Origin of the sequence: Amaricoccus sp. W119, assembly GCF_047275745.1 — a bacterium.
In the GTDB taxonomy this organism is placed as follows: domain Bacteria; phylum Pseudomonadota; class Alphaproteobacteria; order Rhodobacterales; family Rhodobacteraceae; genus Amaricoccus.
The window spans coordinates 16027-36273 of record NZ_JBKQWU010000016.1; the positions used below are offsets into that span (position 1 = coordinate 16027).

14 protein-coding genes and 1 pseudogene are annotated in these 20247 nt (G+C 70.8%); 9 read left to right on the plus strand and 6 right to left on the minus strand.

The window, feature by feature from the left end; all coding sequences use genetic code 11:
* Positions 1 to 4: 4 nt before the first annotated feature.
* The 5 genes and pseudogenes from ACLJK8_RS10760 to ACLJK8_RS10780 all read right to left on the minus strand — a co-directional run bounded on the left by ACLJK8_RS10760 (position 5) and on the right by ACLJK8_RS10780 (position 4415).
* Entirely contained in the window at positions 5 to 652 is a 648-nt protein-coding gene (locus ACLJK8_RS10760) for an RNA-binding protein (RefSeq protein WP_413150264.1), read from the minus strand.
* An 11-nt stretch (positions 653 to 663) separates the two neighbouring features.
* Positions 664 to 2310 carry a transcription termination factor NusA gene (nusA, locus tag ACLJK8_RS10765; protein ID WP_413150265.1) on the minus strand — a complete coding sequence of 549 codons (1647 nt, stop codon included), beginning with the start codon at positions 2308 to 2310 and terminating at the stop codon, positions 664 to 666.
* 92 nt (positions 2311 to 2402) lie between these two features.
* Positions 2403 to 2981, minus strand: a pseudogene (gene rimP, locus ACLJK8_RS10770) (ribosome maturation factor RimP); the annotation flags it as partial.
* A gap of 229 nt (positions 2982 to 3210) precedes the next feature.
* Entirely contained in the window at positions 3211 to 3828 is a 618-nt protein-coding gene (locus ACLJK8_RS10775) for an ActR/PrrA/RegA family redox response regulator transcription factor (RefSeq protein WP_413150266.1), read from the minus strand.
* Positions 3825 to 4415, minus strand: a complete 591-nt coding sequence (locus ACLJK8_RS10780) for an SCO family protein (RefSeq protein ID WP_413150267.1) — start codon at positions 4413 to 4415, stop codon at positions 3825 to 3827. The genes ACLJK8_RS10775 and ACLJK8_RS10780 overlap by 4 nt, the downstream gene beginning before the upstream one ends.
* Positions 4416 to 4574: 159 nt before the next feature.
* Here ACLJK8_RS10780 and regB point away from each other — a divergent pair, with 159 nt between their 5' ends.
* From regB to ACLJK8_RS10825, 9 genes are all read left to right on the plus strand, one after another.
* Positions 4575 to 6002 (plus strand): sensor histidine kinase RegB, encoded by a 1428-nt coding sequence (gene regB, locus ACLJK8_RS10785; protein ID WP_413150268.1) that lies wholly within the window; start codon positions 4575 to 4577, stop codon positions 6000 to 6002.
* Between the two features lie 61 nt (positions 6003 to 6063).
* Complete coding sequence (locus ACLJK8_RS10790) at positions 6064 to 8346, plus strand: PAS-domain containing protein (protein WP_413150269.1); 2283 nt, start codon at positions 6064 to 6066, stop codon at positions 8344 to 8346.
* Positions 8347 to 8479: 133 nt separating this feature from the next.
* Positions 8480 to 8965, plus strand: a complete 486-nt coding sequence (tsaE, locus tag ACLJK8_RS10795; protein WP_413150270.1) for a tRNA (adenosine(37)-N6)-threonylcarbamoyltransferase complex ATPase subunit type 1 TsaE — start codon at positions 8480 to 8482, stop codon at positions 8963 to 8965.
* Positions 8962 to 10011 carry an aminoglycoside phosphotransferase family protein gene (locus ACLJK8_RS10800; RefSeq protein WP_413150272.1) on the plus strand — a complete coding sequence of 350 codons (1050 nt, stop codon included), beginning with the start codon at positions 8962 to 8964 and terminating at the stop codon, positions 10009 to 10011. The genes tsaE and ACLJK8_RS10800 overlap by 4 nt, the downstream gene beginning before the upstream one ends.
* A gap of 14 nt (positions 10012 to 10025) precedes the next feature.
* Positions 10026 to 10703, plus strand: a complete 678-nt coding sequence (locus tag ACLJK8_RS10805) for a nucleotidyltransferase family protein (RefSeq protein WP_413150273.1) — start codon at positions 10026 to 10028, stop codon at positions 10701 to 10703.
* The gene (gene addB, locus ACLJK8_RS10810) at positions 10700 to 13630 is read left to right on the plus strand and encodes a double-strand break repair protein AddB (RefSeq protein ID WP_413150274.1); all 2931 of its coding nucleotides are present in this window, start codon (positions 10700 to 10702) and stop codon (positions 13628 to 13630) included. Before ACLJK8_RS10805 ends, addB begins: the two co-directional genes overlap by 4 nt.
* The gene (gene addA, locus ACLJK8_RS10815; RefSeq protein ID WP_413150275.1) at positions 13627 to 17064 is read left to right on the plus strand and encodes a double-strand break repair helicase AddA; all 3438 of its coding nucleotides are present in this window, start codon (positions 13627 to 13629) and stop codon (positions 17062 to 17064) included. Before addB ends, addA begins: the two co-directional genes overlap by 4 nt.
* Before the next feature lie 88 nt (positions 17065 to 17152).
* Positions 17153 to 17473: a thioredoxin gene (gene trxA / locus ACLJK8_RS10820; RefSeq protein WP_413150276.1), complete on the plus strand. Its 321-nt coding sequence runs from the start codon at positions 17153 to 17155 to the stop codon at positions 17471 to 17473.
* 733 nt (positions 17474 to 18206) lie between these two features.
* Positions 18207 to 19082: a CPBP family intramembrane glutamic endopeptidase gene (locus ACLJK8_RS10825; protein ID WP_413150277.1), complete on the plus strand. Its 876-nt coding sequence runs from the start codon at positions 18207 to 18209 to the stop codon at positions 19080 to 19082.
* Here the strand turns inward: ACLJK8_RS10825 and ACLJK8_RS10830 are convergent.
* Positions 18966 to 19982 carry a sulfotransferase gene (locus ACLJK8_RS10830; RefSeq protein ID WP_413150278.1) on the minus strand — a complete coding sequence of 339 codons (1017 nt, stop codon included), beginning with the start codon at positions 19980 to 19982 and terminating at the stop codon, positions 18966 to 18968. The genes ACLJK8_RS10825 and ACLJK8_RS10830 overlap by 117 nt on opposite strands.
* Between the last annotated feature and the right edge of the window lie 265 nt (positions 19983 to 20247).

Here is a 20247-nt window from a genome sequence, read left to right on the forward strand (position 1 = left end):
GGCCTCAGTCCGCCGTCGCGCCAACCTCGCTGTCCGTTCCAGCCGCGCCCGCTCCGGCGCCGGTCGCCCTGAACCCCGCGAGACGCGAGGCCTCAATCCTGATCCGCTCGCTCAAGCCCCCCTTGAGCACGGCGGCATGTATCACACTATCGCGCCCGAAAGCCAAACCCAATTCGTGCCCGGAAAGCCACGAAACAAGGCTTTCCGCACCCTCGGGCGGGCGCAGTTCAGACCGGCCGCGGGCGGAGCCGTCCGAGGCCTGGATCAGCAGCGCCGCCTGTCCCGAGACGAGAGCCGCCTTTACCTTCTCGAGCCCGGAGATGGCTTCCCCGGCCTTGCGCGCCAGCGCGATCAGATCGACCACGCGGCCCGCGAGCATCGCCTCGACATCCGCCACCAGTCCGGGCGGCGCCTTCACCGGACGATTCGCCGCCCGCGAGAACAGGCCCCGCTGGACGGCCCGCCCCAGAGCCTCCGCCTCGGCGGTGACCCAGAGGCCCCGGCCCGGCAGCTTTCCCGCCAGATCCGCGACCACCGTCTCGTCCGGACCGACCACGAAGCGGATCAGCCCCGCCTTCGGTCCGGTCTCCCGCGTGACGAGGCAGCGGCGCTCCGGCTCTTCCCGCGTCTTGCTCCCGCCTCCGCGCGTCATCGGCTCGGACCTCAGGCCCGCTCCTCCTCCGTGTCCTCGGCCGTGCCTTCGACCGCGTCCTCGGCGGGCGCCTCCTCCTCATCCTCTGCGGCGGCGGCCGCGAGCTCCTCGGCGCTGACCCAGCCGAGCAGAACGCGGGCGTTCATGACCAGCGTCTGGGCCTCCTCGAGGCTCATGTCGAACTTCTCGAGCAGCCCGGTGTCCTTGACCCGCTTGCCGTCGACGGTGGTATAGCCACCGGCCAACTCCCAGTCGGCGCAGGTGGCGAAGTCCTCAAGCGTCTTGATCCCGTCCTCGGCGAGCGCCTCGATCATCTGGGGCGTCAGGCCCTCGAAGTCAAACAGACTCTGCTCGACACCGAGTTCCCGGGCACGTTCGATAGCCTTGGCATTGATCTCATCGAGCGATTCGCGCGCCCGGGCCTGTAGTTCCTCGGCCGTGGACTGGTCGAAACCGTCGATGCTGAGCAATTCGTCGATGTCAACATAGGCGATTTCCTCGAGAGTTGCAAAACCCTCGGCGACGAGAAGATGCGCGACCATCTCGTCGACGTTCATCGTCTCCATGAAGAGCTGCGTGCGCTCGGCGAATTCGGCCTGGCGCCGCTCGCTTTCCTGCGCCTCGGTCAGGATGTCGATGTCGAAGCCGGTGAGCTGGCTCGCGAGCCGGACGTTCTGGCCGCGGCGGCCGATGGCGAGGCTCAACTGCTCGTCGGGCACCACGACCTCGATCCGCTCGCTGTCCTCGTCGAAGACGACCTTGGAGACCTCGGCCGGCTGGAGCGCGTTCACGAGGAAGGTCGCCGGGTCCTGGTTCCACGGGATGATGTCGATCTTCTCGCCCTGAAGCTCGCCCACGACGGCCTGGACCCGGCTGCCGCGCATGCCGACGCAGGCGCCGACCGGGTCGATGGAATTGTCATAGGAGATGACGCCCATCTTCGCGCGCGAGCCCGGGTCGCGGGCCACCGCCTTGATCTCGATGACGCCGTCATAGATCTCGGGCACTTCCATCTTGAAAAGCTCTGCGAGGAATTCCGGCGCGGTGCGGCTAAGGAAGATCTGCGGGCCGCGGGTCTCGAGCCGCACGTCGCGGATCAGCGCGCGCACGCGGTCGCCGTTGCGGAACGCCTCGCGCTGGATCAGCTGGTCGCGGCGCAGGATCGCCTCGCCCCGGCCGACATCGACGATGACATTGCCGTATTCGGTCCGCTTGACGAGGCCGTTTATGATCTCGCCGACGCGGTCCTTGAATTCCTCGTACTGCCGCTCGCGCTCCGCCTCGCGGACCTTCTGCATGATGACCTGTTTCGCCGACTGCGCGGCGATGCGGCCGAAATCCATCGGCGGCAGCGCATCGGTGATGTCGTCGCCGATCTCGGCGTCGGACTTGATCACCCGCGCGTCCGCGAGGCTGAGCTCGGTGAAATGGTTCTCCGGCTCCTCCACGACGGCGCGGTGGCGGGTCATGAAAAGCTCGCCCGACCTGCGGTCGATCTTGGCGCGGATGTCGTATTCGGCGCCGTAGCGCGAGCGCGCGGCCTTGCCGAGGCTGTCCTCCATCGCCTCGATCACCAGGATCGGATCGATCATCTTCTCGCGGGCGACCGCGTCGGCGATCTGCAGAAGCTCAAGGCGGTTGGCGGAGGTCACGCTCATCGTTTTTCCTCGTTCTTGTCGGTTGTCATGGCGGTCCCGGGACCCGCGGGCCCGTCTTCGCCAGTCTCATCCCCGGGCTCTTCGGTCCCGGCGTCGTCGGTCTCGGTGTCGTCGGTCTCGATCTCGTCGAAATCGGCGCTGTCCAGTTCCTCGCCGAAGCCCTGCGCCTTGCGGGCGGCCAGGCTCTCGGCGATCAGCTCGTCGGTCAGCACCAGCTTCGCATCGCTCAGCCAGTCGAATTCCAGCCCGATCACTCCCTCGGCGATCTCGATCAGGATCTCGTTCCCCTCGACACCGTGCAGCACGCCCTTGAAGCGGCGCCGGCCATCGATGAGTTCCGAGGTCTCGAGCTTCACCTCGTAATCGGCGTAGCGCTCGAAATCCTTCAGCCGCGTCAGCGGCCGATCGATGCCCGGGCTCGACACTTCGAGCACGTATTCGCCCGAGATCGGGTCCTCCACGTCGAGCACGGCGGAGACCGCGCGGCTGATCTTCGCGCAGTCGTCGACCTCAATCCAGCCCTCGGGCCGCTCGGCCATGATCTGCAGCGTCGCGCGCTTGCCGCTCATCAGGCGAATCCGCACGAGCTCGAACCCCAGACCCTCGATGGTCGGGGCGACGATATCGGCGAGCCGCCGGTCAATCGCGGCCTTTGCGACGAGATCGGCCAAGTTCCGGACTCCTTCGGGCGAGCACCGCGACGACGACGCCGGGCACAAAAAAACGGGCCAGCGGCCCGTGCGAATTTCCGGTGGAGGACCGTCCCCTAGGGCCGATCCGCCGCTGATGCCGCCCATATAGGCGCGGCATTCCGCCGATGCAAGCCTTTTCACCGCCGCCGGTGGCACGGCTTTTCATCACCGCCCCCCGGCGCCGGTCCGGCGGGTGCTTCCGCCGGTGCTACCGCGGGCTGCGCTTCGCGAGAATCCGCTGGAGCGTGCGCCGGTGCATGTTGAGCCGCCGCGCCGTTTCCGAGACGTTGCGGTCGCAAAGCTCGTAGATCCGCTGGATATGCTCCCAGCGCACCCGGTCGGCGGACATCGGATTCTCCGGCGGCTCCGGCCGGTCGGAGTCGTTGGACAGCAGGGCGTTCATCACGTCGTTCGCGTCGGCCGGCTTCGCGAGATAGTCGGTCGCGCCGATCTTCACCGCCGCGACCGCGGTCGCGATCGCGCCGTAGCCGGTCAGCACGACGATGCGGGAATCGGGACGCAACTCGCGGATCCGCTCCACGACGTCGAGCCCGTTGCCGTCCTCGAGCCGGAGATCCACGACCGCGTAGGCGGGCGGGGATTCCTCCGCCGCGACCCTGCCCTCGGCGGCGGTACTCACCGAGCGCACATCGAAGCCGCGCTTCTCCATCGCCCGCGCCAGGCTGCGCAGGAACAGTTCATCATCGTCGAGGATCAGGAGCGACCGGTCCGTCCCGATCTCGTCCCCGACGTCCCCGGTGGCCGGTCCGCATTCGCGAACCGGCGCTCCCGGGCGGGCGATCGGCTCGCCCGTGGTGGGAGTCATGATCGCCCCGCGAAGCATGAGACGGAGTCCGCGACCGCCTCGGGCGAAACGTCGGAGCCGTAGAATTCCAGGAATTCTCCCCCCGGCGCCATGAGGTAGGTGAAGGTCGAATGGTCCATGAGATAATCCTCCGGGTCTTCCCCAGCCTTACGATAATACACCTTGTAGTCGCGGGCGACGACCGCGATCTGCTCGGGCGTGCCGGTGAGGCCGATCAGGTCGGGATGAATCGACTGGGAGAACTCCTTCACGACCTCGGGCGTGTCGCGGTCCGGATCGATGGTGACGAAGACCTGGCCGACATCGACGCCGTTTTCCGCCAGTTCGTCCGCCGCCAGCGCATTGCGCAGGAGATCCGTCGGGCAGATGTCCGGGCAGAAGGCATAGCCGAAATAGACCAGCGTCGGACCGGTGATCGCCTCCTTGTCGGTTTCCGGCGCCCCTTCGCCGTTCACCAGTTCGAACGGACCGCCGATCGTGGCCGTCCCTCCGGCGACCTGCCCCCTGCGGCAATCGGCATAGGGATCGCCATCCTCGGCCGGGGCGAGCGCGAAGTAACCCATCGCGCCAAGGGCGACAATCGTCACGCCTCCGGCGATCATTGCGTACGCGCGAGTACGTTCGGATCTCATCGGCGTCCTCCTCGCGCGGTTTCTCGCACGCACAGAACGGGGCATCAAGATGTCACTGCTTGGACCGGGTCAATTTCGTTTGAGCCCGGCTGCGCGGACTGGTAATGCGCGGGCATGCAACACAGAGAACTGCCGCTCATCGCCGAGGATGCGCGCGGCTCCTGGCTCCGTGCCCGGACGCTGATCCTGCTGCGCTGGCTGGCGATCCTCGGACAGACCGCGGCCGTGCTCGGCGCCTGGGCGCTCGGGGTCGTCATCCCGCTGCAGTTCTGCGCCGCCGTCATCGCCGCCTCGGTGGTGCTGAACGGCCTCGCGATGCTCGCCACGACGCAGAACCAGCGGCTGACATCGCGCGAGGCGATCGTCACGCTGATGTTCGACATCGGTCAGATCGGCGCGCTGCTCGTCCTGACCGGCGGGCTCGCCAATCCCTTCGCACTCATGATCATCGCGCCGGTCATGATCAGCGCCTCGGTCCTTTCGCTGGAAGCCACGCTGATGATCTCGCTCGCGGCGGTCGTGGTGACGACCCTGCTCGCGCTCGCCGCCCTGCCGCTCCGGCTGCATTCCGGGCTCTATCTGTCGGCGCCGCCGCTTCTGGTGCTCGGCAGCTGGATCTCGCTGGTCATCGGCATCCTGTTCTTCGCCTTCTACGCCCGGCAGGTCAGCGACGAGACCTTCCGGATGAGCCAGGCGCTCGCCGCCACCCAGGCCGCGCTGGGACGCGAGCAGGAGCTGACCACCCTGACCGGCGTGGTCGCGGCCGCCGCCCACGAGCTCGGCACCCCGCTCGCGACGATCAAGCTGCTCTCGACCGAACTCGCCGAGGATCTGACCGAGCCCGGCCAGCGCGAGGACGCGCTGCTGATCCGGGCGCAGGCCGACCGCTGCGCCCAGATCCTGCGCTCGATGGGGCCGCGCGGTTACGCCGATACGATGGTGAGCTACGCGCCGATCTCGACCGTCGTCGAGGAAGCGGCCGCCCCGCATTCGAGCCGGGGCATCCGGATCATCACCCGCGTCCAGGGCGGCCTGCCGGAGGAGAGCGCGCGATCGCAGCCGGAAATCGCGCGGCAGCCGGAGATCATCCAGGGGCTGCGGAACCTCGTCCAGAACGCGGTGGATTTCGCGAAGACGACGGTCTGGATCGACATCGACTGGACGCCGGGCATGATCGCGATCGAGATCGGCGATGACGGGCCCGGTTACCCGTCCGAGGTGCTGAGCCGCATCGGCATTCCCTTCGTCCGCAGCCGCGCGGGCACGCAGAGCCAGCGCCCCGGCTACGAGGGGATGGGGCTCGGGCTCTTCATCGCCAAGACCCTGCTCGAACGCTCCGGCGCGCGGTTGAGCTTCGCCAATGCCGTGCCGCGCAAGGGCGAGCGCGGGAACGAGCCGCCGGAGTTCGGGCGGCCGACCGGCGCCATCGTGATGGCCGTCTGGCCGCCCGCGGAGGTGACCCGACCGCCGGGCGCATCGGGATCGGGCGCCTCGGCCTCGGACACGCCCCCGAGGGACGTTCCGGGGCTCAGGTTCCCTTAGTTAAGGCTTCCTTAAGCGTTCCGCGATCCCCTGACCGCCCGCCGATCAGCCGGACCGCGCCATGGATCTCCTGCCCTTCCTGCCCGACGAATGGGTTCCGCTCATCGAGCGGGCGAGCCTCGAGGACCTGCCGACCGTGGCGCTCGCGGCACTGCTGAGCGCGCTGGCGACACTGATCCTTCTGGTCCTGTTTCATCCCGGCGAAATCGCCTCGGGCCTCGTCGTCCCCCGGTTTGTCAGGTGGGACAGGCGGGTGACATCGGCCGACTGCGAATTCCTGGTGCGAGGCTCGACGGCGCGGCCGCTCACCGAATCCGCCCGCGCGCTGCTCCAGGCGGTCGATCCGAAATCGGGGCGGCTCTCGGCGCTGGTCGCGCATCTGGAGCGGGACTGCCCCGGGTTCAAGACTGATCTGGAGGAGCTCGTCCTCTATGGCACCGCCTTCCGCCGCCATTGCCAGCGCCGGGACGGCGGCGCTTTCGAGCTCTCCGGCTGGCCGAGCGGCGACGCGGCGCATGTCGCGATCCGGCCGGCGAGCGAGGACGCCCGGGCGCTCAGCGGCGCGCAGGGCGCGCTGGCGCGAGCGGAGACCGAGGCGCGGCTCCTGCGCGGCCTGATCGACAGCGCCCCGCTGCTCGCCTGGTCGCTTGGCGCCGATGGGCAGGTCGAGTGGTCGAACCAGCCCTATCGCGACCGTTTCGGCAAGCCCGAGGTGGCGAACGGAGAACCCCGCAGCCCGAGCGCCTTCGCGGAGGTGGCCGAGCAGGTCCCCCTCACCGCGCGGGGCGAGTTCAGCCGCCGCCGGGTCTCGCTCGCCGGCACCGGCGGCGAGCCCGAATGGTACGAGGTTTCCGAAGTGGTTCATTCGGAAGGCGGCGGCATCGGATTCGCTCTGGCCTCGGACGATCTCGTCAAGGCGGAACTGGCGCTGCGCCGCTTCGTCGAGACGCTGACCGAGACCTTCGCGCATCTGCCGATCGGCCTCGCCGTCTTCGACAAGAACCGGCGTCTCGGCCTGTTCAACCCCGCGCTGACCGATCTCGTGAAGATCGACGCGGTCTGGCTCGCCGCCCGACCCTCGCTGCGCGATTTCCTCGAACGGCTGCGCGAGACGCGACAGATGCCGGACATGAAGGATTTCACCTCCTGGCGGCGGAAGATCGGCGAACTGGAGGAAGGAGCGCGCGAGGGCACCTACGAGGAGAACTGGGTGCTGCCCTCCGGGAAGATCTTCCGCGTGACCGGACGGCCGCATCCGCAGGGCGCCGTGGCCTTCCTCTTCGAGAACATCTCGACCACGATCCAGCTCGAACGCCGTTACCGTTCAGAGCTCGAACTGAGCCAGGCGGCGCTCGACCGGGTTTCGGAGGCGGTGGCGGTCTTCGATGCCTCGGGCGGGCTCGTCTTCGTCAACGCCGCGTTCCGCACGCTCTGGCACGCCGGCGAGGTCGAGCAGGCACCCGGACGGGCCCGCGGTCTGGCGCAAGGCCTGGCCCAGGGACTGGCCCAAGGTCTGGCCCGGGGCCTCGCCGTCGCCGAGGTCACCGCGCGCTGCGCCGAACAGGGGGCGCCGAGCACCGTCTGGACCAGGATCGCCGACTTCGCCACCGGCGCGGCGGCCCGCGCCTCCTTCAGCGACCGCGTGACGCTTCTCGACGGCCGTGAGCTCGACGTTCTCGTGGCACCGATGCCCAACGCCGCCTCGCTGGTGAGCTTCCGCGACCTGAGCGCCGAGCGGCGGCGCCTTGGCCTGCCTCGCGACGAGACCGCGCTGGTCGGCGAACTCGCCTTCGAACAGCTGCGCGTCCCGGCCGAGGAGGCGGCGCGCGAACTCGCCGCGGCGATCCCCGCCGTGCCGAGCGAGACCGCCGTCGAAGCCCTGCGCGCCGCGGCGCGCAATCTTCGCGAGGGGCTGGCGAAGGCGGACGCGCTCGGCTCGCTGGGGTCGCTGCGGCAGAACGACGGCGCCGGTCCGCTCCCGCTGCTCGCGCGCGCGCTCGAGAACCGGGGGCTCACGCTCGCCGTGACCGGGGAGCAGACGCCCTGGCCCTATGAGCGCGGCCGTTTCGCGCTGGCGCTCGGGCTCGCCGCGGCGGATCTCGCCATCCCCGGCGCCAGGGTCTCGCTCGGCCTCGTGCCCGAGGGACTGCGCGCCGAGGTCGAGACCACCGGCCAGGAGAACGAGGGCGTCGCCCGCGGCATCGCCCGGCGTATGGCGGAGCGGGCGGGCGGCCAGCTCATCGTCGCGCGGGAGGACGGGCGCGCGACGCTGATCCTGCGCCTGCCCGAAGCGCCGGCCCGGAGCGAGGCACCGCCGCCGGCCCGCCAGGCGGCGAGCGCCTGACCGGTGGGACGGCCGAGCGGGACCGGCGCGTGGGGCCGATGGGCGTGAGCGGCGCCCGCGCCCTTGCGCTGGCCGGTCGGGGCGGTAGAAGAGCCGGATTCGCAATCCCGCCAATGGCCAATGGATAGGTTTCTTGCAGCGCATCCTCGACCTGCCCGCCCCGGAAGACACCGAGGCCCTGGCGCGCGCCATCGCCCCCGGCCTCGGCGCGGGCGATCTCGTCGCGCTCTCCGGCGGGCTAGGCGCGGGCAAGAGCCTTTTCGCGCGAGCGCTGATCGCGCGCCGGCTGGCCGCGCTCGGCAGGTCGGAGGACATCCCCTCGCCGAGTTTCACGCTGGTCCAGACCTACGATCTCGGCGCGGTGGAACTCTGGCATGCCGACCTCTACCGCCTGGGCACGATCGACGAGATCGCCGAACTCGGGCTCGAAGACGCGTTCGGGTCGGCGATCTGCCTCGTCGAATGGGCCGAAAGGCTCGGACCCGCCCTGCCCTCGCGCCGGATCGGTCTCACGCTCGATTTCGTGGCGGATGGCGACGGGCGGCGCGCGACGCTGACCGCGGCCGGCGGCGGATGGGACTGGCTCGCGGGCACGCTCGCGGAAATGGAGCGGGCATGAGCCGGAACCGGGCGATCGGAGCCTTTCTGGAAACCGCGGGATGGGGCGCCGCGGAGCGCCGTCCGCTCGCGGGCGACGCCTCGGCGCGACGCTACGAGCGGCTGGCGCTCGGCCAGCGCCGGGCGATCCTGATGGATGTGCCGCCCGAAAGCGGGCTCGACACCACACCCTTCCTCGCCGTCGCGGGCTGGCTGCGCCGGGGCGGCCTCTCGGCCCCCGAGGTTTTCGCGGCCGCGCCGGTTCAAGGTCTCGCGCTGCTCGAGGATTTCGGCGATGACCTCTTCGCAACCCTCTGCCTCCGGGACCCCGGCCTTGAACCGACGCTCTACGACGCGGCGATCGATACGCTCGCCCGGATGCAGGAGCTGAGCTGGGACGAGCCTGCCCCGGACAAGCCGGCCCAGATTGGCGCCCCCGGCTGGACGGCGCCCGCCTATGACATGGCCGTGCTGATGCGCGAGGCGCGGCTGATGACCGAATGGTACCTGCCGGCCGTTACCGGCGCCGCCGTCCCGCCAGACCTCGAAGCCGAGTACGAGGCGCTCGCCGAGGCCGCCTTCGCGAGCGTTCCGCGTGATCCGTCCGTGCCGATCTATCGCGACTATCACGCCGAGAACCTCGTCTGGCTGCCGGAGCGGCCGGATCTGGCCCGGGTCGGGCTCCTCGATTTCCAGGACATGCTGATCGGCCACCCGGCCTATGATTTCGTGTCGCTGGTCCGGGACGCGCGCCGCGACATCGCACCCGGCCTCGCCGCGCGGGCGCGCGCCCGCTACCTCGCGCGGACCGGGCGGGAGCCCGAGAGCTTCGACGCCGCCGCGCATATCCTCTCGGCGCAGCGCAACCTCAAGATCCTCGGCCTTTTCGCGCGCCTCCGCCGCCGCGACGGCAAGGCGCGCTATCTCGACTACCTGCCCCGGGTCTGGGGCTATCTCGAAGGCGATCTCACCCATCCCGAGCTTGGACCCCTGCGCCGCTTCATCACCCGCCACGTGCCCGCCCCGACGGCGGAGGCGCTGGCCCGGATCGACGGGATCGCGGCGTGAGGCCCGAGGCGGCGATGATCTTCGCGGCCGGGCACGGCACACGCATGGGCGCGCTCACGCGCGACCGGCCGAAGGCGCTGATCGAGGTGGCGGGGAAGACGTTGCTCGCCCATGCGCTGCGGCTGACGCGGGAGGCGGGTGTCGCGCGAACGGTGGTCAACATCCATGCCCATGCCGGGCAGATGCGAGCCTGGCTCGCGGCGGAGGCGCCGGAGGTGATCGTCTCCGAGGAGCCGGCGCTGCTCGAAACCGGTGGCGGCCTCCGCGCGGCGATCCACCTGCTTGGGCCGGGGCCGGTCTTCACGCTGAACGCCGACATGATCTGGACCGGGCCGAACCCGCTCGAAACCCTCGCGCGCGACTGGGAGCCCGCGCGGATGGAGGCGCTCCTCTCGCTCCTGCCGCGCGAGGCCGGCGTCGGTCACACCGGGCCGGGTGATTTCTTCCTCGGCGCGGACGGGCGGCTCACCCGGCGCGGCGCGGCGGCGACCGCGCCCTACATCTATCCCGGAGCGCAGATCATCGACCCGCGCCGCCTCGGAGAGATCGCCGACGACATCTTCTCGCTCAACCGCGTCTGGGACCCGATGCTCGCCGCCGGGCGCGCCTTCGGCTCCGTCCATCACGGCGGCTGGGCCGATGTCGGCCGCCCCGAAGGCATCGCGCTCGCCGAAGCCGAGCTCCGCCGATGAGCGCGTTCTTCCCCCCGAGCGACGGTCCCCGGATCTTCTACCTGCCCCCCGGCGTCGATTTCGCCCGCGCGGTGGTCGCGGGCCTCGACACGCGCCTCGCCGGGCAGCCGCCCGAGACCTCGGCGCGGATCGAGCTCTGGGTGAACACGCAGCGGATGCGCCGCGCTCTGCACGCCGAACTCGCGCGAGGGCCGGCGCGTCTCCTGCCGCGAATTCGCGTGGTTACGGAGCTTGGCGCCGATCCGCTCGGGCCGGTGGAGCCGGCGCCCGCGGTCTCGCCACTGCGCCGGAAGCTCGAACTCGCACGGCTGGTCTCGGCGCTCATCGCCGCCGAGCCGGGGCTCGCGTCGGAGACGGCGGCCTATGATCTCGCCGACAGCCTCGCCGATCTCTTCGACGAGATGCGCGGCGAAGGCGTTCCGCCCGAGGCGCTCGCGGCGATCGATCCGGCGGAGCACGCGGCGCACTGGCAGCGGAGCCTCGCCTTCCTGACGCTCCTGACCGATTACGAGACCGCGAGCGGCGACATTGGCGGCCAGGGAAGGCTGCGCGCCGCCGCCGAGGCCTGGGCCGCCGAATGGCGGCTGGCGCCCCCGGCGCATCCGGTGATCGTCGCGGGCTCGACAGGCTCGCGCGGCGCGACGCGGCGGTTCATGAGCCATGTGGCGCGGCTGCCGCAGGGGGCGCTGATCCTGCCCGGGCTCGACGCCGCGCTGCCCGCCGAGGTCTGGGACCGGCTCGACGCCGCCGAGGAGGGCGCGGCCGATCATCCGCAGCACGGCTTCCGCCGGCTCGCATCCGAGATCGGCTTCGACCCCGCCGCCTGCGCGGTCTGGGCGGAAGTCCCGCCCCCCGCGCCGGAACGCGACGCGCTGGTCTCCCTCGCACTTCGGCCCGCGCCGGTGACCGACCAGTGGCGAAGCGAGGGCGCGGCGCTCCGGCCCGGCCTCGCAGCCGCCCTCGCGGATCTCACCTGGATCGAGGCCCCGGACCCGCGCGGCGAGGCGCTCGCCATCGCGCTGGCGCTGCGCGAGGCGGCGGAGACCGGCACGCGGGCGGCGCTCATCACCCCCGACCGGACACTGGCGCGGCGGGTGACGGCGGAACTCGACCGCTGGAGCCTGATCCCGGACGACAGCGCCGGCCGGCCGCTCGCGCTCACCCCGCCGGGGGTGTTCCTGCGCCGGATCGCCGGGCGGATGGGCGAGCGGCCGACGCCCGAGGCGCTGCTCGCGCTGCTGAAGCACCCGCTCACCAACAGCGCGCCCGGCGCCCGCGGACGGCACATGGAACTGACCGCGCGGCTCGAAGCGCGGGTGCTGCGTGGCGGCGCGCCCTGGCTCGACTGGGCGGAGCTTCGGGCCTGGGGCGCGAAACAGGAAGCCGAGGACTGGATCGCATGGCTCGCGACCGCGCTGGAGGAGGCGCCGTCCGGCGATGCCCTGCCGCTTGCCGAGCGGGTAAGCTGGCACGTCGCGGCCGCCGAGCTTCTGGCCGGCGGGCCGGAACGGGCGGCGGGTCACCGGCTCTGGGAGCGGGGCGCCGGTGCACGCGCCCGCGACATGATGGAAAGGCTCGCGACCGACGCGGACGCGGGCGGGCCGGTCACGCCGGTCGAATACGACGCCCTGCTGCGCTCGCTGATGGCCTCCGTGGACGTGCCGGAGGAAGCGGTCGTCACCCATCCGGGCATCGCGATCTGGGGCACGCTCGAAGCGCGGGTGCAGAGCGCCGGGCTGGTGATCCTCGGCGGGCTGAACGAGGGGATCTGGCCGAGCCTGCCGGGCGCCGATCCCTGGCTCAACCGCGCGATGCGGGCCCAGCTGGGGTTGCCGAGCCCGGAGCGGCGGATCGGCCTCGCGGCGCATGACTTCCAGCAGGCGATGGGCGCGGGCCGCGTGATCGTCTCCCGCGCGCTCCGCGACGCCGACGCGCCGACCGTCGCCGCGCGCTGGCTGATGCGGCTCGAAAACCTGCTGCGCGGCCTGCCGCCGGAGGGAGAGGCGGCGCTCAATGGCGCCAAGCGGCGCGGCGCCGAACTTCTGGCGAGGGGAACACGGCTCTCGCGGCCGGATTGGCGGGAAGAGCCGGCGCGCCGTCCCGCGCCGCAGCTGACGCCGGAGCACTTCCCGGCGGAGCTTTCGGTCACGCAGATCGAGACACTGGCGCGCGATCCCTACGCGATCTACGCGCGCAAGGTGCTGGACCTGCGCCCGCTCCGACCGCCCGGCCGGCGGCCCGACGCGCTCGCTCGCGGCACGGCGCTGCACGACGTGATCGAGCATTTCATCGTCGCGACGCGTGACGCGCTGCCCGCCCATGCGCGGGACGAATTGATGCATCACGCCGAGGCGCGGCTGGCCGAGGAGGCGCCCTGGCCCGCGGTGCGCGCGATCTGGCTCGCCCGGCTCGCCCGCCACGCCGACTGGTTCGTCGCCGGCGAGGCGGAACGGCGGCTCCGGGCCGAACCGCTGGCGCACGAGATCAAGGGGGGCCGCGCGATCGACGGGCTGCCCCGACCGTTCCGGGTCACCGCCAAGGCCGACCGGATCGACCGCGCCCCGGAGGGCTATGCGCTCTACGACTACAAGTCCGGCGGTCTGCCGAGCGACAAGACGCACCTGCAGCTGCCGCTCGAAGCGGCGATCGTGGAGGCGGGCGGTTTCGCGGGCCTGCCCGCGGCCCCGGCCTGGCATCTCGAGCTGATCAGCATCGGCCAGGGAAAGTCGCGGCCGATCCCCGATGTGGCGGAGCGCGTCGCGGAAGTCTGGGACAAGCTCGCGGCGCTCATCGCGCGCTATCAGGCCGGCGAGGTCGGCTTCACCGCGCGGCTGCGCCCGGCGCAGCTGGTCTACACGAACGACTACGACCATCTGGCGCGCCACGGCGAATGGGCGGATGGCGAGGAACCGGAGGGCGGGGCGTGACCGAGCACAGGCCGATCGGACAACCATCCGGCGCCGACCCGCGCGCGCCGGATCCGCCGACGCCCGCGACGAAGGCGCAGTGGCGGGCGGCGGCGCCGGATGCGTCGAGCTGGGTTTCCGCGAACGCCGGCTCCGGCAAGACGCGCGTGCTGACCGACCGGGTCGCGCGGCTGCTTCTCGCCGGCACCGACCCCCGGCGCATCCTCTGCCTGACCTACACCACGGCCGCGGCGGCGGAGATGCAGAACCGGCTCTTCGCGACGCTGGGCAAATGGGCGATGCTCGACGACGCGGACCTGCGCGCCGAACTCCTGAGGCTCGGCGAGGACGGGCCGCCGCTGACGCCGGAAAAGCTCAACGAGGCCCGCCGCCTCTTCGCCCGCGGTCTCGAGACTCCGGGCGGGCTCAAGATCCAGACGATCCACGCCTTCTGCGACGCGCTGCTGCGGCGGTTTCCGCTGGAGGCGGGCGTGTCGCCGGGCTTCCAGATGCTCGACGACCGCGCGGCGCGCGCACTTCGGGAGGACGTGCTCAACGCTCTCGCGCTCACCGATCCGGCGGCCGTCGAGGGGATGGCGACCTGGCTCTCGGGCGACGATCCCGATCCCTTGATGCTCGAAATCGCGCAGAATCGCGAAGCGTTCGGCACGGCCTTCGATCGGGTGGAACGCGCCCGTGAACTCGGCGCCGACGAGGGAACGACGGTGGAGGCCATCCGGGCCGAGGTGCTGAGCGAGCAATCGGCGAGTTGTGTCCGGGCCTGGCTTCCGATCCTGGCCGAGCGGGACAAGACCGACGGCAAGCTCGGCGTGGCACTCGCGGCGGCGCTGGGCGAGGTCGAGGCCGACGCCTGCCTCGCAGCGCTCGAAGACTGCCTGCTCACCAGGAGCGGCGCGACCCCCTTCACGGCCAAGGCCGGAAAGATCCCGACCAAGGCCGTCCGGGAGGCGCATCCGGCGCTCTCGAACGCGCTCGACCATCTGGCGCGCAAGGTCGAGGCCGCGCGGCCGCGGCGGCTGGCGCTCCTCGCGCTGGCGAGGGCCGAGGCGCTGCACCGGTTCGCCCGCGCCTTCCTTTCAAGCTACGAGGCGCGGAAGCGCGCGCGCGGCCTGCTCGACTTCGACGACCTGATCGACCGCGCGCGCGATCTGCTCTCGCGCCGGGAGACCGCCGCCTGGGTGCTCTGGCGGCTCGACGGCGGTCTCGACCATATTCTCGTGGACGAGGCGCAGGACACCAGCCCCAGGCAATGGCAGGTCATCAAGGCGATCTCGGACGAGTTCTTCGCGGGGCTGTCGGGCCGCGACATCCGGCGGACGATCTTCGTCGTCGGCGACGAGAAACAGTCGATCTACAGCTTCCAGGGCGCCGATCCCGCCATCTTCGGCGAGATGCGCCAGAGCTACGACGGATTGCTCGCCGGGCTGGGGCGCGAACTCCAGCACTGCGACCTGCTCTATTCCTTCCGCTCCGCGCCGCCGGTGCTCCGGCTCGTGGACGCGGTCTTCGCCGGATCGGACGGGACGGGGCCGGAAAAGGCGGCGTCGGAAAAAGCGGGGCCGGAAAACACGGGCCTCGCCCGATCCGAACACCTCGCCTTCCGGGCGGAAATGCCGGGCCGGGTGGAACTCTGGCCCTTCCTGCCGAAGCCGGAGAAGGTGCCCGATCCGCCCTGGGAGATCCCGGAGGCGGCGGCGGTCCCCGACGATCCCATCGCCAGGCTGGCGCGCGATGTCGCGGAACGGGTCCGGGGCTGGCTCGACGCGGGAACCCCGCTCCCCGGCAAGGGCCGGGCGATCCGCCCGGGCGATGTGCTGATTCTGGTGCAGCGCCGCGCGGAACTCTTCCATGCCATCATCCACGCCCTGAAGATCGCCCGGGTGCCGGTCGCGGGCGCCGATGTGCTGAAGCTCGAAGGCGAACTGGCGGTCAAGGATCTGCTGGCCGTGCTGCGGATCGCCGCCACGCCGGGGGACGACCTCTCGCTCGCCGCGCTGCTGCGCGGGCCGCTCGGCGGCATGAGCGAAGAGGCGCTCTTCGACCTCGCCCATGGCCGGAAGGGCACGCTCTGGGCCGCGCTCCGGGCCCGGGCGGCGGAGTGGCCTGAGGTCCGCGCGCTGATCGACGACATTCGCGGCCTCGCGGATTATGCCCGGCCGTTCGAACTTCTGGAGCGCATCCTGATCCGCCATGATGGACGGCGCCGCCTGATCGCCCGGCTCGGGCAGGAGGCGGAGGATGCCATCGACGCGCTGCTCGATCAGGCGCTCGCCTATGAGACGAGCGAGGCGCCGAGCCTGACCGGTTTTCTCTGCTGGATCGACCGGGAGGAGATGACCGTCAAGCGCCGGCTCGAGGATTCCGCCGATCAGGCGCGGGTGATGACGGTGCATGGCGCCAAGGGCCTCGAAGCGCCGATCGTCATCCTGCCCGAGACGGCGCCCCGGCGCGAGATCGGCACCCCGCCGCAGCTGCTCCGGCTCGACACCGGCCTCACCGCCTGGCGGACGCGCGCCGAGCTCGCGGCGCCCTCGCTCGCGGCCGCGGATGCGAGGCGCCGCGGTCGCGCGGAAGCCGAGAACCTGCGCCTCCTCTACGTCGCGCTGACCCGGGCGCAGTCCTGGCTCATCGTCGCGGGCGCCGGCGCCGCGCCGAAGCCGGGAGACGGAAGCTGGTACGGCCTCGTCGAGACGGCGCTCCGCGCGCTCGGCGCGGAGGAGACGGAGGCGGGGCTCGTCCTGTCCGAGCGTTGGGAGATGGACGGTCCGGTCCGGGAGACGGAGGCGCCCCCGCCCCCGCCCCCCCTGCCCGACTGGGCGAGCCGTCCCGCCACGGTCCCCGCGGAGGCGGAAGCGGCGGTTCTCACGCCCTCGCATCTCGGCGGTCTCCACGCACTGCCCTTCGAGCGAGATGCCTTCGCCGAGGAGGGCGATCCGCTCGCGCGCGGCGAGGCGGCGCATCTCCTGCTCGAGCGGCTGCGCGGACGGAACCGTGCCGAATGGCCGGGGCTCGCGGCGCTGCTCTTGCCCGACCGGACGGACCTGCCGGCTCTGATCGCGGAAGCCGAGAGCGTCCTGACCGCGCCCGAGCTCGATTTCCTCTTCGCGCCCGAAACGCTGGCCGAGGCCGAGATCACCGCACCGATGCCCGACGCGCGCGAGCGGCGGCTGCTCGGCCGGATCGACCGCCTCGTCATCGGGCCGGAGCGCGTTCTCGCGGTCGATTTCAAGAGCAATCGCGGCGTGCCGGCGGTGCCCGAGGAGGTGCCGGAGGGCATCCTGCGCCAGATGGGCGCCTACGCCGCCGCCCTCGCGCTGATCTGGCCCGACCGGCGCGTCGAGACGGCGGTGCTCTGGACCCGGACGGCCCGGCTCATGCCCTTGCCTCCGGGACTGACGGCGGCCGCGCTCGCCCGGGCGCTCGCGGAAAGCTGAGCCAGGGCGGGCCGAAAGCGGTGGTTCCCTTGACCGGCTGGGGGTCGCTTCATAGGTTAGCAGCAAGTCAAAATCGAGGAGCCGAACAATGGCGACGGTCAAGGTGACGGACAGCAACTTTCAGGACGAAGTTCTCTCGTCCGAAGTGCCTGTCCTGGTGGACTTCTGGGCGGAATGGTGCGGCCCCTGCCGCATGATCGGCCCGGCGCTCGAAGAGCTTGCCACCGAATACGAGGGCAAGATCAAGGTTGCGAAGGTGAACGTGGACGAGAACCCGGACCTGCCCGCGAAATTCGGCGTCCGCGGCATCCCCGCGCTCTTCATGTTCAAGGGCGGCGAGGTGATCTCGAACCGCACCGGCGCCGCGCCGAAGGCGAGCCTGAAGGGCTGGATCGACGAGTCGGTCTGACGCGGACCACGATCCGGGGCGCGGCGCGCAGGTCAACTTCGCGCAGTCCCGGATCGAATTCGCCGATGAGCCGGCGCGGCGTGCATCGTCTGGCTCTTCGGATGGTGCTCGGGCACAGCCGTTGGCTGTCGGGTTACGCGCCACGCGGGAACTCCACACAATGATGCGTTGCCGTGTCGACGCCTTCGCCACCATGGGCGGGTCGCCATCGGAGTTGCTCCACGGCCAGATGAGGTCGGCGATGACCGGCGAAGGTGAGCCATTGAGGCCTCTCGATTGCGAGGGCGAGGCCGGCCTGCTCTCTCGCACCCAAGCGGGTTGATCCGGTCGTCGGGACGGTAAGCCAGCGCTCACCCCGCACCCGGTTCGCGTAGGTGCCGACGAGGAAGTCGAGATGCGCCGCGCCACAGGCAGCGTAGGCTCGGCGATCGGCGGTGACGCCGCCTCCGGCAGCGGATGCAGGCCCCCCCCCCGCGCGTCGCGCGGACCCTCATCGTCGGCGAACTGGTCGAGCAGCATCGCGAGGCGCGACTTCCGGGGAAGGCGTTGGGCGGGGGACATGCGCGGTGCCGTATCCAAGGCCGCTGCATCTATTTGGAGAAAGGCTCGCCTGTCCCATCACGCGAATGCGGGGCCACCGAGGGGATGCCGCTTGCGTTCCTCCCGGAGCTCGGCGCAGGTTCGGGATCGGACACGCGGATACCGGCGACGCCCCTCGGCGGGAGAGGACAGGATGCGGCCCACATCGCTGCGCGGCCCGGCGTTCGAGGCCTTCGTCGCGCCGGCGCGGCGGCGGCCCGCGCTCTGGCGGCTCATGTGTGGCGCGATCATGGCAGCGGCGATCTGGGTCGGCACCGTCGCGATCTTCCTGAACGTGGCTCTATCCCGGGGGCTCGGGCCCGAAGACCCGGGCCTGCTGATCGCCTATCTCGCTGCCTTCGTCGGTCTCGCGGCCGGCACGATCCTGGCGGCGCGCTTGTTTGGCGGCCGCGGCCCGGGCACGCTCGTCGGACCGGGCGGCTTCCGCGCGCGTGCTTTCGGCGCCGGGGTGCTCTTCGTCCTGGGACTCGGACTCTTCGGGGCTCTGGCGGGCGGTCTGCTCGACGATCCGCTGTCGCGCCAGCTTGACTTCGGTCCCTGGCTCCGCCTGTTGCCTTTCGTGCTCGCGGCCCTGCTGATCCAGACCTCGGCGGAGGAACTCGCCTTCCGGGGATTCCTCACGCAAGGCGTCGCCGCCCGGTTCCCCGCCCCCGCCGTCTGGCTCGGCATCCCGGCCCTCCTCTTCGGCGCGCTGCACTGGGATTCGGTGACCTACGGGCCGAATGCCGTACTTGTCGCCGCGCACTCCGCGCTGGTCGGGCTGATCCTCGCGGACGTAACTGCCCGGCAGGGCAATCTGTCACTCGCGATGGGCATGCATTTCGCGAACAACGCGGTGGCGCTGCTTCTCGTCGCGGCCCCGGGACCGCTCAGCGGGCTGGCGCTCTATACGTCATCGACCGGACCCGACGAGCCGGTCGCGTTCCGCCAGCTGCTGCTCCTCGGACTCGGCACGACCCTGGCCGGCTATGCGCTCTGGCTCGCCTGGAACCGGCGCCGGCGCGGCTGACTTCGCTTCGAGATAGCCGAAATGCGTCAAAACCTCGGCGCAGCGCGAATCGATCTCGGCGCGCGCCCGCGGATCGAGCCGCGCCAGCGAGGTCTCATTCGCATCGAGCCGCATGTGCTGCGCCATTTCGGAGAAGCGGTAGCAGCGCTCGATCTTGTTGATACCGACGATCCGGTCCTCTTCCACTACGCGGTGCTTGTCCTGAAGCAGCACGCCCTCGGTCCGTTTCGGGTCGAGGCCGGCGAATTCGTACATCTCGACGCTGACCTTCCAGGGCTCGGCCATCAGATCCTCGAACCTCCAGGTCCGGAGCGGCAGGCCGGCGGCCTCGTAGTCGATGAGCCAGCGGCCGAACTGGTTGTAGAGCGCGGTTGCCTGCTCAAGAGCGGCGCGCCGTGCCATCTGGCCCTCGCAGACGCCGCGGCCGTCGCGGATGATGCCGATCAGCCGCGCGTCCGGATAGAGTTCCATGAGATCCGGCACGAGGCCGACGTTGTAGTTCATGACCTTGACGACCATCCGGTCGGGCGGCAGGTCGTCGGTGTAGAACCCCTCCTCCCGGAGCACGGACTTGTACCGCGCGACGGTGCCGCGATTGACACGCGAGGAGTCCCGCAGTCCCGCGCGCAGGGCCCTGCCTGCGATCCCGCGGAGCGGCCGCTCGCGCCTCGGCGGCGCGTCCAGGTTCAGCACGTCGCCCCGGGTCAGCCAGATCGGCGCGTAGCGGAGCAGCTGGCGCGCGAGGGTCAGCGGATTCTTCCTGAACTTGCGCGGCCGGAACGGTTCATGGAACTCGCCCTGCGGCCAGTAGGTGGCCGGGTGAGACCGAAAGATGTTGAGCGGTTGATTCGTCCCGCCCCGCTGCAGCCCCAGGATGAAGACAGGTCCGGCGCCACTCACTCACCGATCTCCTCGTCAAGCATGAAATACTTGCCGCACTCTGGACGATGGGCCGGGGGCGCGTCAATGTTGTTTCATTGATTGGGTAAATCTTCAGGTACCGCGATACAATTCGGTCAGAACATGGAAATACAACTGGAAACCATTTTGGTCCATCGACGAAGATCGTGGGCAACCCGGTGTCGAGAGGCCGTAGCTCCGCTTCCTTTTGTCACATCATACTGGACAGTGCGCCGGCACGGAAGCGTCTCCGGGTCGAAAGCCG

Bases quoted from the DNA above. Each gene is read 5' to 3' on its own strand.
- ACLJK8_RS10760 (WP_413150264.1), bottom strand. From the start codon at position 652: ATGACGCGCGGAGGCGGGAGCAAGACGCGGGAAGAGCCGGAGCGCCGC.
- regB (WP_413150268.1), top strand. From the start codon at position 4,575: ATGCAACACAGAGAACTGCCGCTCATCGCCGAGGATGCGCGCGGCTCC.
- ACLJK8_RS10790 (WP_413150269.1), top strand. From the start codon at position 6,064: ATGGATCTCCTGCCCTTCCTGCCCGACGAATGGGTTCCGCTCATCGAG.
- ACLJK8_RS10825 (WP_413150277.1), top strand. From the start codon at position 18,207: ATGCGGCCCACATCGCTGCGCGGCCCGGCGTTCGAGGCCTTCGTCGCG.
- ACLJK8_RS10800 (WP_413150272.1), top strand. From the start codon at position 8,962: ATGAGCCGGAACCGGGCGATCGGAGCCTTTCTGGAAACCGCGGGATGG.
- nusA (WP_413150265.1), bottom strand. From the start codon at position 2,310: ATGAGCGTGACCTCCGCCAACCGCCTTGAGCTTCTGCAGATCGCCGAC.
- trxA (WP_413150276.1), top strand. From the start codon at position 17,153: ATGGCGACGGTCAAGGTGACGGACAGCAACTTTCAGGACGAAGTTCTC.
- addB (WP_413150274.1), top strand. From the start codon at position 10,700: ATGAGCGCGTTCTTCCCCCCGAGCGACGGTCCCCGGATCTTCTACCTG.
- ACLJK8_RS10775 (WP_413150266.1), bottom strand. From the start codon at position 3,828: ATGACTCCCACCACGGGCGAGCCGATCGCCCGCCCGGGAGCGCCGGTT.
- ACLJK8_RS10805 (WP_413150273.1), top strand. From the start codon at position 10,026: ATGATCTTCGCGGCCGGGCACGGCACACGCATGGGCGCGCTCACGCGC.